The organism is Microcystis wesenbergii NRERC-220 (assembly GCF_032027425.1).
Lineage (GTDB): Bacteria > Cyanobacteriota > Cyanobacteriia > Cyanobacteriales > Microcystaceae > Microcystis > Microcystis wesenbergii_A.
Window position 1 is genome coordinate 1457714 of the sequence record NZ_JAVSJA010000001.1, and the last position, 13613, is coordinate 1471326.

Below are 13613 nucleotides of genomic sequence, written 5' to 3' on the forward strand. Positions count from 1 at the left end.
GTTGGCAAGCTTTTTCAGTGATCAGTAAACAGTAAACAATGGCTGGGGAAAGTTTAGTGATGGGGTGGCAGGGGGGATTAGGCCGCGTCTGACCAGTAAAGATAAGCCTGAAAACTCATAAATACCCCGCTAATTTCTTGAATTTCTCCCAATTGGGAGATCGCCTCGTTAATGGTGTGATATTTAATCTCGATCAGTTTTGGCAATTTCTCCCGGTCAAGCTCGCCAACGCCAGAGCGAATATACTGATCAAGAATAAAGTCCAGAAACTCCCGTTGTTTTCCCGTATATTTCGAGAAAATTAAATCTTTGTGCTTGATTACCCGCTCTTCTCTGGTCAGGGGTCTGGCTGCGTAGGCGATATAGGTCAGGACATCGTAAATATCACTGTTTTCCGTGTTGGTGATCCGGGCGATCGCCTGTAGCTGTTCCTCGCCGTAGCCTTTTTCCGCGAGTCCAGTTAGCAGGGATTTGCGGGTGTCGGGTCGGCTCCAGAGATGGCGCAATTCCGCTTCATCTTGAAAAAGATCGGGAATATCCCCGAAAAGCTGCTGGATAAACTCCTCGGCCGAGATCGGTTTTCCGTCAGCATTCCAGAAAGTTGTTTTCTGGATGTGTTCCAGTTCTCGTTCCTTGCCGTCGGCCAGTTTGATTTTAATTTTCTGACGTATCGGCAGAGGATCTGGCTCGTCGAGAGGATATTCGATCGCGTCAGGTGGTTTGGGGCGCGGCCTCGGATCGATGACGACGGGTTCCTGCGGTTCCCCGTCCCATTCGGGATCGTTAAAGTTTTCGTGGGCTTTAACAAAATCGTAGATAGTGAAATAGTCCTTATTATCAAAAAGGCGCGTCCCCCGGCCGATAATCTGTTTGAACTCGATCATCGATTTGACTGGACGCAGTAGAACGATATTTCTCAGGTTTCTAGCATCCACCCCAGTGGAGAGTTTGCGAGAGGTGGTGAGGATGGTGGGGAGCCTTTTCTCGTTATCTTGAAACTTTTTTAAGTGGGTTTCTCCCAAGCTGCCATCGTTGGCGGTAACGCGAGCGCAGTAGTTAGGATCGCTGCTGATGGCCATTTGATTGATCAGATCGCGAATGGCTAGGGCGTGGTCTTGATTGGCGCAGAAAACTAGGGTTTTCTCGTTTTGGTCGATCGCCTCCATAAAAATTTTTACCCGTTGGCGTTCCCGTTCCTCGATCTCGATAATCCGGTTAAAGTCGGATTCAGTATAAACCTTGTTTTCGTCGAGATCGCCCTCGATCAGTTCATCGTCGGGATCATATTGGTACTCGTCGAGGCTGGTGGTGAATTCAACCACCTTAAAGGGGGTTAGGTAGCCCTCGTTAATGCCTTCTTTCAGGGAATAGGTGTAGAGGGGTTCGCCGAAATATTTGTAGGTGTCGCCGTTGAGATCCCGTTTCGGGGTGGCGGTTAATCCCAGTTGTACAGCAGGGGCGAAGTATTCGAGGATTTTTCGCCAAGTGCTTTCGTCGTTGGCCCCGCCCCGATGACATTCATCCACGATCACCAAGTCGAAAAAGTCGGGAGCGTATTCGAGGAAGTTAGGGGCTAGTTCCTCGCCGTTTTGGGTCATAAAGGTTTGAAAGATCGAAAAAAAGACGCTGCCGTTTTTAGGGACTTTCTTTGTTTTCTGGATGTTCTTCGGTTCGATCCGAACGAGGGCATCTTCGGGAAAGGCGTTGACACTCCCCGCGCTAAAGCGACGGGGATTCTTGGTTCAAAGAGATTACTTGCTTAGACAGAATCGCTTCTGAAAAAGTAGAGGTATTCTCTCCCCAAGCGTTTATCGGATCTAGCCCGAAAGTTCCCGTATGCCCTACGGTACTTAACCCTTTTTTAAGGATATTGATAGCGGCGTTTTCATCCCTATCTAAAACACACCCACATTTACACTGATGGGTTCTAGTCGATAAAGATTTCTTAACAATTTCACCACAGTTTGAACAGTTTTGGCTTGTATAGTTCGGTGGGACAGCAATCGTTATCTTGCCGAATTTAACTCCAAAATATTCTATCCATTCTCGAAACTGATACCACGCCGCATCATTGATCGATTTAGCTAAACAATGATTCTTGACTAAGTTCTTGATTCTTAAATCTTCGTAGGCTATCACATCGTTAGAGTGAACTACGCACTTGGCTAACTTTACAGCAAAGTCTTTACGTTGCCTACTTATTTTAAGATGAGCCTTAGCTAATCTTTGTCTAGCTTTTTGACGATTTGTACTTCCCTTTTTCTTTTTAGATAACTGTCTTTGAAGTCGTTTTAATCGTTTCTCAGACTTTCTCAAGAATTGAGGATTATCAACCTTGTCGCCATTGTGATCTGTATAGAAAGAAGCCAAACCTACATCTAAGCCAATACACTTACCTGATGGTTTAACATCTTCTTTAACGTCACAAGAAAGGACAAATTGACAATAATAACCGTCCGCTCTCCGAATCAACCTAACCCGTTTAATATCGGATTCTTGAAAGTACCCTAAATCCCAAGTTCCTACCAACTTAAGAACACCAATGTTTTTCTTGTCAGTGAACTTAACAGTTTTAGGGCTAAGAAGCTTCCATCCTGATTGTTTGTATTCAACAGAGCGAGATTTTTTAAATTGAGGATACCCCTTTTTGCCTGATACTTTACGTTTACAGTTGTCGTAAAAACGACTAATTGAACTCCAAGCACGTTCAGCACTTGCCTGTCTAGCAGTTGAATTAAGTTCATCGGCAAATTTAAAGTCCTGAGCTAATTCTTTAGAATATCGGTATAAATCGTTCTTACCCGTACCTTTTGTATCCATCCATAACCTTACACATTTGTGACGGATGAATTGAGCAGTACGAATAGCATCGTCTATGGCTTGATACTGTTGAGTTTTAGCTTTAACTTTAAACTCTAAGACAAACATTTTACGCAGGGGGGACTTAGACAAAATCAGTATAGCACAATAAAAGTTAAGTTAACAAGATATAGTTTAAAAAGCCGTCCTAAAAGGACGGGGCTTTAACCCAAAATTTCGGTAAACTCGGTTAAAGCTTGATTAGCCAGAATATTGCGATCCGTGAGGAAGAGAATACAGGGCCGGTGGGTCGGTTCACCGCTCAGGTTCCAACTACTATGAAAGAGTTTCCATGCGATTTGAAGGGCGATCGTTGTTTTGCCGGTGCCGGTGGCCATGGTCAGGAGCATCCGTTTTTGACCAGCTGCGATCGCTTCTAGAAGCGCCTGGATGGCGTTGTGTTGGTAGTAGCGGGCCTCGCGCATCCCGCTTTTATTATCGGGGGGGACGGTGGCGAAACGGTCGCGCCAGTGGTTGGGATCCGGGTAGGTGGCGGACCAGAGTTCTTCCGGGGTGGGGTAGCGATCGATATAGCCTTCTTTTCCGGCGCGGGTATCCACTTGATAAATGCGGAGGCCGTTGGTACAGAGGGCGAAGGGGGTTTGCAGGCGCTCGGCGTAGTCCTTAGCCTGCCCAAGTCCCTCGGTGGGGTGCGCGTCGCGTTTTTTGGCTTCCAGGGTGGCGAGTTTGTGACCGCGATAGACTAAGACATAATCGCAGATTTTCGATGAACTGCGCTGGCCGTAACCCACCAGACGACCGGGGGCAATTACCTCGCGACGAATTTTACTGTCGGGAATGACTCCCCATCCGGCGGCTTTGAGGGCGGGGTCAATCAGTTCGGCTCTGGTTTCGGCTTCGTTCATGGGCTAGAAATCAAGTTGGCTGATGGCTTCCGCGATCGCTTGATCGGTTATGTCGGTTTGGTCGGTTTTGGAGTAGAGGGTGATGAGGACGATGGTGGTCTGGGTTTGCAGGTAGTAGATAACTCGATAACCGCCGCTTTTCCCCTTTTTAATATCACTGTTTTTGAGGCGAACTTTGAAAACGGGGAAATTGAATCCTTGAATGCGATCGCCGGGGGTTTGTCCTGTCTGAAGGGTCCGAAGTAGGGGTTGTAAGTCTTGGCGGATGGATCGATAGCGTTTGGCGAGGATTTTGAGATCTTTTTGAAAGCGGGGGGTGAGTCTAATTTCGATGGGGTTTTCGTTAATCGACATCAATGCCTTCCCACATTCGATCTAGGGGGATGGTATTTCCCCCTAGGGCTTCTTGCATTCCTTGTTTAAGGTTGGCAACGATTTCCTCGTCTGGGGTGTCGTCTGGGTTGTGCGATCGTTCCCGTTCTAATTCAAGGCGAAAGGATCTAACGATCTCGTAAATCTGAGTCAGGTGATCTTCGGGGATTTCGTGGAGTTCGTCGATGATTTTTTGGATGATCATGGAGCTACGGGAAGACGCTATTTACATTTTAACGGTTCTACTGGCTGAGTTGACCGGTGAAGGCTTTTTCTAGGATCGATTGTTTAAGTTCGGCGATCGCTTCTAGTTTGCGCTGGTAAATGGTTTCGAGTTTTTTTGCTTGTTGCTCAATTTTTTCGATTTTTAAGATTAGCTCTTTTTGACAATTAATATCTTCAGGAAACTCAATCACGATTTTTTTTAGTAAACTAGCTTTTATCCCTTGCGCTGTCGCACCAGTAGCTTGTTTATGGATTCTTTGCTGAATTGGTTGTGCTAGAAGTAAATACTTTAAAAAAGTACAATTTATATAATTTTCATCAGGTTGCATGATAATAACTCTCTGAGCGAAAACGACTTTTTTATCTGTATCTAATTGAGCAACATTACCGAGAGGAGCTTCAGTTGTAAAAAGAATATCTCCTTTTTTGGGAATCCCCCTAATCATCCAACTATCATAAATTTCTGGATCGACAAACTCTTGCGGTTCGCTCTGTAGAAAACCTTTTTTTATATTTTTGGCTGTAATCAGACGCATTCCTTTTGATGTTTTACTAGGTGTGCGTCCTCTGTAATCAATAAATTTAATGTGATCTTGAATGGTTGCCACTTTCCAGTTACCAGACTTCTCTGTAAAAATTTTATTTAAATAACTATCAAAAAGCTCCCGGGCATTAATTAAGTTTCTTCGGGTATTAGCTTCAGCTTGGGCTATACCCTCGAAAGCTTTGTCTAGTATCTCTACTATTCTTTTTTGTTCTTCGATCGGGGGCAAATCTATTGTAATATCAAATAAATTGTCTTGGCTAATATTCGTGATAGTTGACTGTTTAGAGCGATTGATAATAATTTCTCTGTATTTTCTACTGCGTAATAAATAAATAAGAAAATCCGAATCGACCATTTTTGACTTGATTGGTCTAGCCCTAATAATAAATCCACAAAAAACGACTGGCTCTGAAGCCCCTAGAAATAAAGATACCCAACCAACACCTTCACGTTTCACCGAAGAGCGAACAAATAGGATATCTCCTTTCTTTAGAAAATAACTATCTGAAAAATTTTTATCAACTCTATATAAATTATCTAGATCGACATAGTGATTGTCTGAATACATATTTAAAACATCTATTGTCAAAATTCCTTTGTCTCCCTTTTGATTTTTATTAAAATTAACCCCGTTTTTAAAATCGTATAATTCACCGAGCTTTATTGTTTTCCATTCACTCATAAAATCTCTCCAATACTTGTAAAAATCTACGCACTTACTTTAATTTTTTTGTTTTCTATCAATTTTCATAATCGAAACTCGATGCTGGTGGAGTGAAGTCGGATGCTGGTTGAGCGAAAGCCGAATGCTGGTTGAGTGAAGTCGGATGCTGGTTGAGCGAAGTCGGATGCTGGTTGAGCGAAGTCGGATGCTGGTTGAGCGAAGTCGGATGCTGGTTGAGCGAAGTCGGATGCTGGTTGAGCGAAGTCGGATGCTGGTTGAGCGAAGTCGGATGCTGGTTGAGCGAAGTCGGATGCTGGTTGAGCGAAGTCGGATGCTGGTTGAGCGAAGTCGGATGCTGGTTGAGCGAAGTCGGATGCTGGTTGAGCGAAGTCGGATGCTGGTTGAGCGAAGTCGGATGCTGGTTGAGCGAAGTCGGATGCTGGTGGAGTGAAGTCGGATGCTGGTTGAGCGAAAGTCGAATGCTGGTTGAGCGAAAGTCGAAACCAGCATCCCCCTCAGTTCTCATCCCTTGTTAATCCTCCATCTACGGAGAAATTCCGATAATGTGACTCATTTTGACACTCAGCCAAAATATGAAGAGAATCCCAATCACTACGCATCAAAGCCATCTTTTTCGCCCGACTCCAACCTTGCACCTGCTTCTCGCGATAAAAAGCATTTGCGACATGATCATAGTATTCAGCATAAACCAACTTGACCGGTAATCGCTTTCTAGTATGATTTGCACCGAAACCATTTTGATGTTGCCATAAACGACGGGGCAAATTCTTCGTACTGCCCACATAAAAAGAACCATCACAACATTCAAGAATGTACATATAGGCCATAGATTTTATCTGAGATGAAAGGCTCAATTTGGTTGGTTGAGGGGATATCGGGCTTCGGCTTCGCTCAGCCCTCTATTTGGGTTCGCTCAGCCCTCAATTTGGGTGGTTGAGCGAAGCCGAAACCACCCTTCCCATCAGCTAGGAGAAGACCCCAATAAATCGGAAATCGCCTCTAAAATCGACCCACTTTCCCTGTCCAATTCCGCAATCTATTTGGGTGGTTGAGGAGATATCGGGCTTCGGCTTCGCTCAGCCCTCTATTTGGGTTCGCTCAGCCCTCTATTTGGGTTCGCTCAGCCCTCTATTTGGCTTCGCTCAGCCCTCTATTTGGGTTCGCTCAGCCCTCTTTTAGCCCTCAATTTGGGTGGTTGAGCGAAGCCGAAACCACCCTTCCCATCAGCTAGGAGAAGACCCCAATATATCGGAAATCGCCTCTAAAATCGACCCACTTTCCCTGTCCAATTCCGCAATCTCCGCTAAAATTTCCTCCGGCTCGCGTAAAGGATCGCCCTCCGGCGCGTTGGGATTTTTCACCGACAGATCGAAGGAACCCGGATCGACTTCTTCTAAGTCTAAAAACCAAGAGCGCTCCGATAGCTTAAAAGTCGATTGAAACTCGATGAACTCTTGCAAATCATCATCATTGAGCGCGTTTGTTTTTCCCAGACTTCGCCCCGGTTCGAGTTGATAAAACCAGATTTTCTGCGTCGGCGAACCTTTGGTGAAAAATAAAACCACCGTCTTTACCCCCGCCCCTAAAAAGGTCTTAGCGGGACAATCCAAAACCGTATGGAGATTACAAGACGAGGTTAACTCCCTCCGTAACTCTCTAGAGGCGTTGTCTGCGTTCGACAGAAAGGTATTCTTAATAACGATCGCTCCCCGTCCCCCGGTTTTCAAACTCTTGATAAAATGCTGGAGAAAAAGAAAGGCCGTCTCTCCGGTATTGATCGTGAAATTGCCGCGGATCTCCTTCCGTTCGTTGCCTCCGAAGGGGGGATTAGCTAAAACGATGTCATAACGATTCTTCTCTTGAATCGCTTGAATATCTTCGGCCAGGGTGTTGGTCTGAATAATATTCGGAGCCTCGATCCCGTGCAGGATCATATTCATCACCCCGATAATATAGGCTAAAGCCTTTTTCTCCTTGCCGAAAAAAGTCCTCGTCTGTAGCGTTTCTAGCTCCTTCGTACTCAGATCGGCCTTACTGTGGCGTAAATACTCGTAGGCCTCGCAGAGAAACCCCGCCGAACCGCAGGCCCCGTCATAAATCGTCTCCCCTAATTGCGGTTTAATCACTTGAATCATCGCCCGGATCAGGGGCCGCGGGGTGTAATATTCGCCCCCGTTTCGCCCCGCATTGCCCATATTTTTGATCCGGGTTTCGTAGAGATCCGAAAGCTCGTGTTTCTGCTGTTGCGTGCGAAACTGAAGCCGGTCGATACTTTCGAGAACTTCCCGCAGGTTGTACCCGCTCTGAAACTTATTCCGCACCCCCGCAAAAATTTCCCCGATTTTGGCCCCGAATGTCCCCGGTTCTGCGTATTGCTTGAATCCCTGAAAGTAGGGAAATAGCTCGCTATTGACGAACTCGATCAGATCGTCCCCTACCTTGGCAGTTTTCAGCAGTTCACCCCTCCCGTCCTTGGGGTAGGCCCAATTCGACCAGCGATAGGGTTCGTCTAGTAACGGATCGTAGTCTTCCCCCGTCAATAATGCCCGATTCTGGCGATCGACTGACCGATCGTCGAGATATTTCAAAAAGAGAATCCAGGAGATCTGTTCTGCGTAATCCAACTCCGTGGCGCATCCCGCCTCTTTTCGGAGAATATCGTCGATATTCTTAAATGTCTGCTCGAACATAGGAAAAAGATTAGATACTCTCAAATCTTACCTCGATCGCTCCCTTATCCTGAGCATAGATTTTTAAAAAGGCTGAAAATGCTTCAGCCTCGTCTAAAAAATCAGATTTTACCCGCAAAATTAAGGAATAGGATTAGCTGGCTCCTTGCTTTCTAGGGTTTCGGGAACAGCTTCCGTCTTACCAAAAGCGACTCTGAGGAAGGGAGGAGCGAGGAAAGTGGTCAGGATTACCATAATAATAATCGAAACCTCTAAAGGCTTATCCAAAATTCCGCTGGCCGAGCCAATCCCAGCAAAAACTAAACCCACCTCACCCCGGGGAATCATACCCACACCGATGGCGAGACGATTGATTCCAGATATGCCAAAAACTGCCCAGCCCGTCACCAGTTTACCGATAATCGCCACAACCATCAAAAAGACAGCGATCAAAAGTCCGGCCCGATTCTCCGGTACCGTTGGGTTTAAAACACCGAGGTCGGCACGCGCTCCCACCGTCACAAAGAAAATCGGTACAAGCAAATCGGCGATCGGTTTGATTAATTCATCCAACTCGTTGCGGGTATCAGTTTCATCAAGCACCAAACCGGCGGCAAAGGCCCCTAAAATCGCTTCAAGATGAATAGCATTGCCTAAAAATGCCATAAAGAAAGCGAAGACAAATGCCGGAATAACAATATTTCCCCTTGTTTTCAGCCGCTCCACGATCGCCACAAAACTTTTGTTAAAAACACCTCCCAACAAAATTGATCCGATTAAAAAGGCCGTGGCACTGACGATTAGGTAAATAACATTGACCACATCAATCTCACCAGTTTTGGCCAAACTAGCGACCACAGCCAGAACAATAATACCAAGGACATCATCGATCACCGCCGCACCGACGATAATTTGCCCTTCTTTGGATTTGAGTTGACCTAACTCGGACAACACCTTCGAGGTAATACCGATACTGGTTGCCGTTAAGGCAGCCCCCGCAAAAATCGCCGGGATAGCCGCCACATGAAAGACGAGCATTAACCCGGCCGTACCTGCCGCAAAAGGTGCCGCAACCCCCACACAGGCCACAACCGTGGCTTGAATTCCCACTTCCTTGAGTTGTCGCAGGTCGGATTCTAGGCCAATTTCAAACAGCAGAATAATCACACCGATTTCAGCTAGAACCGAAATCACTTCACTTTGGGACTCAAAGATCCGGTCCACGGCAGCCGGGGCCAATTGATTCAATCCTTGCAGTACCGTCATAATCAGCGAGTCCGAGGCCGATAGTCCCCCTTCGGGAAAGATGAGCAGATGCAAGGCCGAAACGCCGACAATCACACCGGCCACCAGTTCTCCCAGTACGGGCGGAAAATCCAATCGTCGGGCGGCCTCTGCGCCGAGCTTGCTGGCCAGATAAATCACCACCAGTGTCAGCAATACGCCAGAGAGAATAATCGGTGAATCCTCGGCCACAACGGTGGCAAGCAAGGGGAGCGGAGCTATGGGAGCCGCTATCTCCCCAATCAAAGGAGGCAGAATAGGGGACAAAATCATCAGTTTAAAGGGATGAGGGTTAAAGGTTTTAGGTAGGGTCTGCTGAAAAAGTTTTTCGTGGGGGCAGGGTGTGGGGTGTGGGGTGTAGGGTGTAGGGTTTTACCGATTTTGAGGTAGTCAGTTACCTAATTTTCAGGGAAAAAGTCCAGGGATTTTACCCCCAATCACTCCAATGGTCAGCACTTTTTGAGGGAAAAAAGCCTAAAAGCCTTATCCAACAAGGTTTTTAGATTTATTCAGCAAGCCCTAGGTAGTCATCAAACTGGGGGATAGGAAAAAGGGCCACCGCTCAAGGACAGTCATGCTTGGGATGCGGTGGCCCTAGAGTGCCGGAGTCATGAACCGGCTAGATATCACAGCCCTCTGGTCCACAGAAACTCTGTCCGTACAGAACCTCCGCATCACAGAGATAGATCATGCCCGCAAAATTGAGGAAAAACTGATCGGCAACCTGCTTGGCAATATTTTGGGCCATAATTCGATCGGGGGTAAGTATCTCGAACTTAACATTCGTATCGGTTTCGGAAACGTGGGGTTGTCCCGACGAGCGCACGTTGCGACTGCCTTTACCGCCAGTATCCATCACCGTGTAACCGGTCGCCCCGCATTCTTCGATGATCTTGGCGACTTTTTTCAGCAAAATCTTTTCTGTGACGATGACGAGCTTTTTGGCTGGTTTAGCCATGTTGATTATCTCCTTAAATGTGTACATTTATTTGCTTGGTAAGCCCCGTCAAGGGAGCGCCCACCGACCACAATCCTAGCCGCCGCTGAGGGCCTGGGCGAGACCAAGGAAGAACGGGATACATAAGCCGATCGCTACGGGCGTACCGATGGCCGTGGACGCGCCTATATAGGCGGAGGGATTAGCCGAGGGGATACCGGCCCGCAATGTGGGCGGCCCGGAGATGTCGGAACTAGAGGATGCGATGACGGCCAGAACCACGACACCGCCCCAGCTGAACCCGGTGGCGTAGTGGGCAATCATGCCGAGACCGAAGGCGATTAGACCATGTACAAACGGTGCTAGGACGCTATAGACGACATACCACTGGGCCACCTTACGCAGTTCACCAACCCTTGACCAAGCCTCCATCCCCATGACTAGCATCAAGATCGAAAGCAAGCCACGAAAGAGGGGATCGTAGAAGCTTTTATAGACAGTTTCCGGCTGGGTGAATATGCCCAAAGCCAGACCTAATAACATGGCCGATAGGGCCGGTCCGCGAAGGCTTTCTTCAATGATCGGCCAAATCTTGACCCGATTATCCGCTGGCTGCTGTAGGCTGAGATATTCCTGCCGACTGCTGGGATAATCCTGCTGATCGGAATAATCCCCGGCCGCCACCGGCTGCTTGCTAAAAGACTCGTGGTCGTAGGCCGCTTCTTTCTGCTTCTTCTTGTTAAGATAAATGTTAGCCACCACGATCGCCGTTACCAGCGCCGGGATATCCATAAAAGGATAGAGTGCGCCAGCCCAGGCCTCGTAGGGGATCTTTTGTTCTTCGAGTACCGTCAGACCGGCTGCCATAGTCGAGCCACTCACGGCTCCAAATAACCCCCCAGTCGCGATCGCATCTACCACTTTCACCTTGGGCAGATTGGCTAAGGTATAGCGGGCGACGAAGACCACAATAATCCCTACTATGACGGCAAAGATCATTGGTAATACCATTTCCGTCAGGTTGGAATTGCGGATGGCAATCCCGCCGGTCAGACCGATTTTGGTCAGCAGCATGAAGACGATGATCGTACAAATCGACTCTGGGATGACCAATTCACTTCCGAGAGCAGCAATGATCATCCCACCAATCAAAAAAGCCAGTGTTGGGGACTGCAACTGCTTAACAAAGTCCATGACAAACAATGAGAAAAAATCCACGAATACCTCCTTAGGCCTCCCCTGATGAGGAGTGTCAATACAAATGAACTAAATAAACTTTCAAAAGCTGAAAAAGAGTAAGAGTAATACCATTTTTCTTTATTCTTGGCAGGTATCTTACCCCCCCCTTGCCCCCCCGCCCCCCCCGATGTCGGGGGGGCAGGGGGGGTGGGGGGTTGGGGGGGTTAGGGGTGAGGGCAATTAACCATCTCTGCCATTACTTGTGAAAAATGGTATGAGGCTCTTTACCCCTCAAGCAAACCTGTTGCGGGCAGAACTTTGGATAGCGTCAAGTCTGGGGGCAAGCCTAATTCGGGATTTTTGGCGGTTAAACTAGCCATGATCGCCCTTGTCCCGGAAGCTACCCCGAAGACAAGAGCTAGAGGGTGATAAACGATGGCAGCTGTTAGACCACCGAAGATATCGCCCCGCAAATTGTCAAAATGATTACGATTGGTTATTTCCATGAGAATCCAACTGAGCAAAGGATTTTTTGCCACAACAAAGCCGGCGGTTGACAGACCAGCCTTGATAGACAAAACTTTATGGTTTTTAAAGATCGATTGTTATAAATCTATATTACAACGGATATCTTGACAAGCAAATTTTTGTAAATTGAGTTTAAATCGATATATCTTTACAAAAGTATTGATTTAAACCTATGATATAAGCGGGGTGGGGAGGTTTTCACTCGTTCCCCTCCATTCCTGCTTCTGTTTAGCAAAGCTCCTCAAGGCAGTAACAGAAGTGTAGCTCTCTAGAGGCCTCTCTTGATTCAAGCCACTTTACATCAACTGATTGTCTTTGAAGCGACCGCTCGTCATGGCAGTTTCACCAGGGCTGCTGAAGAACTATCGATCACCCAACCCACCGTTTCCACCCAGATGAAACAACTGAGTAAAGCAGTGGGTCTGCCCCTATTTGAACAGATAGGCAAACGTTTGTATTTAACCGAGGCAGGACGCGGTTTATTAGTAACCTGTCAGGCAGTCCTCAAGGATCTTGATAACTTTGAGATGGCGATCGCCGATATCAAGGGCATTAAACAGGGTAAACTGCGTTTAGCGGCGGTATCCACAGTCCAATATTTAATCCCTCAGCTCCTAGGTCCTTTTTGTCAACAGTACCAAGGGGTAGATGTGTCCCTGGAATTGACCAATCACCAAGACCTAGAAGCAAGGATCATCAATAATGTTGATGACCTATATATTTTAAGCGAACCCCCCGAAGCTCTAAACCTCGAGATTCGACCGTTTCTGGAAAATCCCCTTGTGGTAATTGCCCGCAAAGATCACCCCCTAGCGGGACAGAAAAAAATTCCAATTAAACGACTGCAAGGGGAACCTTTTATTATGCGGGAAATGGGATCGGGAATTAGACGGGCAGTACAGCAAATTTTTCTCGACCATGGCATCACTGTATCTCTGCGTTTGGAAATCGGCAATAATGAAGCCATTAAACAAGCGATCGCCGGTGGTTTAGGAATTTCGGTTCTGTCTGAGCACGTCTTAAATTTAGATCATCCTAATGGGGAATTTACCATCCTTGACGTGGAAGATTTTCCTATCCAACGCCATTGGTATGTGGTTTATCCCAAGGATAAAAAACCATCGGTGATCGCCAAGACTTTTCTGGATTATCTCCTCAATATTCAGCCCCAAACCTTCTTAAGAGACTGTTCCTAAATAGAACTCTTGCAAAAATCAAAAATTGTTGTGAGGGTTAGGAGTCAGTAGTCTCCGAGTCAGTAGTCAGGAGAATTAAGAATGAATAATAATCAATTAAATGCTCTATTTAGTGATTTTATGCAATTTTATGCCTATTTTTCTCATTTTTGAACCCTCAAAAATTAATTATGCAAGAGGTTTAATATTAAGGGGGAAGTAACTGCGACAGGATCGTCTTGATTTATATTAATTTACGAACGATCTTCGATGTAAATCGTAGCAAA

Annotated in this window: 14 protein-coding genes; 1 reads left to right on the plus strand and 13 read right to left on the minus strand. The window is 46.7% G+C overall.

Annotated features, from left to right (window positions below; genetic code table 11):
• Positions 1-77 precede the first annotated feature (77 nt).
• From hsdR to RAM70_RS07135, 13 genes are all read right to left on the minus strand, one after another.
• Entirely contained in the window at positions 78-1676 is a 1599-nt protein-coding gene (gene hsdR / locus RAM70_RS07075; protein WP_312675834.1) for an EcoAI/FtnUII family type I restriction enzme subunit R, read from the minus strand.
• A 43-nt stretch (positions 1677-1719) separates the two neighbouring features.
• Entirely contained in the window at positions 1720-2928 is a 1209-nt protein-coding gene (locus RAM70_RS07080) for an RNA-guided endonuclease InsQ/TnpB family protein (RefSeq protein ID WP_312672986.1), read from the minus strand.
• Between the two features lie 95 nt (positions 2929-3023).
• Positions 3024-3725: a DEAD/DEAH box helicase family protein gene (locus RAM70_RS07085; protein ID WP_242017404.1), complete on the minus strand. Its 702-nt coding sequence runs from the start codon at positions 3723-3725 to the stop codon at positions 3024-3026.
• 3 nt (positions 3726-3728) lie between these two features.
• A complete protein-coding gene (locus RAM70_RS07090; protein WP_149973162.1) occupies positions 3729-4079 on the minus strand; it encodes a type II toxin-antitoxin system RelE family toxin in 351 nt (116 codons plus the stop codon).
• A complete protein-coding gene (locus tag RAM70_RS07095) occupies positions 4069-4302 on the minus strand; it encodes a hypothetical protein (protein WP_045359782.1) in 234 nt (77 codons plus the stop codon). Before RAM70_RS07095 ends, RAM70_RS07090 begins: the two co-directional genes overlap by 11 nt.
• 37 nt (positions 4303-4339) lie before the next feature.
• Positions 4340-5551 carry a restriction endonuclease subunit S gene (locus RAM70_RS07100; RefSeq protein WP_312672992.1) on the minus strand — a complete coding sequence of 404 codons (1212 nt, stop codon included), beginning with the start codon at positions 5549-5551 and terminating at the stop codon, positions 4340-4342.
• A 58-nt stretch (positions 5552-5609) separates the two neighbouring features.
• The gene (locus tag RAM70_RS07105; protein ID WP_312672993.1) at positions 5610-6059 is read right to left on the minus strand and encodes a hypothetical protein; all 450 of its coding nucleotides are present in this window, start codon (positions 6057-6059) and stop codon (positions 5610-5612) included.
• The gene (locus RAM70_RS07110; RefSeq protein ID WP_045359784.1) at positions 6049-6381 is read right to left on the minus strand and encodes a GIY-YIG nuclease family protein; all 333 of its coding nucleotides are present in this window, start codon (positions 6379-6381) and stop codon (positions 6049-6051) included. The genes RAM70_RS07105 and RAM70_RS07110 overlap by 11 nt, the downstream gene beginning before the upstream one ends.
• 396 nt (positions 6382-6777) lie before the next feature.
• Positions 6778-8244: a class I SAM-dependent DNA methyltransferase gene (locus RAM70_RS07115; protein ID WP_312672994.1), complete on the minus strand. Its 1467-nt coding sequence runs from the start codon at positions 8242-8244 to the stop codon at positions 6778-6780.
• Positions 8245-8364: 120 nt separating this feature from the next.
• A complete protein-coding gene (locus tag RAM70_RS07120) occupies positions 8365-9780 on the minus strand; it encodes a cation:proton antiporter (protein WP_312672995.1) in 1416 nt (471 codons plus the stop codon).
• Between the two features lie 346 nt (positions 9781-10126).
• A complete protein-coding gene (locus RAM70_RS07125; protein WP_287998892.1) occupies positions 10127-10465 on the minus strand; it encodes a P-II family nitrogen regulator in 339 nt (112 codons plus the stop codon).
• 75 nt (positions 10466-10540) lie between these two features.
• Entirely contained in the window at positions 10541-11662 is a 1122-nt protein-coding gene (locus RAM70_RS07130) for a sodium-dependent bicarbonate transport family permease (protein WP_045359790.1), read from the minus strand.
• A 245-nt stretch (positions 11663-11907) separates the two neighbouring features.
• Positions 11908-12201, minus strand: coding sequence for a sulfate permease (locus RAM70_RS07135; RefSeq protein ID WP_045359812.1), 294 nt, complete (start codon positions 12199-12201; stop codon positions 11908-11910).
• A 231-nt stretch (positions 12202-12432) separates the two neighbouring features.
• On the opposite strand from RAM70_RS07135, the gene RAM70_RS07140 reads away from it, so the two are divergent.
• Complete coding sequence (locus RAM70_RS07140; RefSeq protein WP_287998882.1) at positions 12433-13347, plus strand: LysR family transcriptional regulator; 915 nt, start codon at positions 12433-12435, stop codon at positions 13345-13347.
• Positions 13348-13613 lie beyond the last annotated feature (266 nt).

Excerpts from the sequence above, each read along its gene's own strand:
- RAM70_RS07080 (WP_312672986.1), bottom strand. The coding sequence starts at position 2,928 with ATGTTTGTCTTAGAGTTTAAAGTTAAAGCTAAAACTCAACAGTATCAA.
- RAM70_RS07085 (WP_242017404.1), bottom strand. The coding sequence starts at position 3,725 with ATGAACGAAGCCGAAACCAGAGCCGAACTGATTGACCCCGCCCTCAAA.
- RAM70_RS07090 (WP_149973162.1), bottom strand. The coding sequence starts at position 4,079 with ATGTCGATTAACGAAAACCCCATCGAAATTAGACTCACCCCCCGCTTT.
- RAM70_RS07095 (WP_045359782.1), bottom strand. The coding sequence starts at position 4,302 with ATGATCATCCAAAAAATCATCGACGAACTCCACGAAATCCCCGAAGAT.
- RAM70_RS07100 (WP_312672992.1), bottom strand. The coding sequence starts at position 5,551 with ATGAGTGAATGGAAAACAATAAAGCTCGGTGAATTATACGATTTTAAA.
- RAM70_RS07105 (WP_312672993.1), bottom strand. The coding sequence starts at position 6,059 with ATGAGAACTGAGGGGGATGCTGGTTTCGACTTTCGCTCAACCAGCATT.
- RAM70_RS07110 (WP_045359784.1), bottom strand. The coding sequence starts at position 6,381 with ATGGCCTATATGTACATTCTTGAATGTTGTGATGGTTCTTTTTATGTG.
- RAM70_RS07115 (WP_312672994.1), bottom strand. The coding sequence starts at position 8,244 with ATGTTCGAGCAGACATTTAAGAATATCGACGATATTCTCCGAAAAGAG.
- RAM70_RS07120 (WP_312672995.1), bottom strand. The coding sequence starts at position 9,780 with ATGATTTTGTCCCCTATTCTGCCTCCTTTGATTGGGGAGATAGCGGCT.
- RAM70_RS07125 (WP_287998892.1), bottom strand. The coding sequence starts at position 10,465 with ATGGCTAAACCAGCCAAAAAGCTCGTCATCGTCACAGAAAAGATTTTG.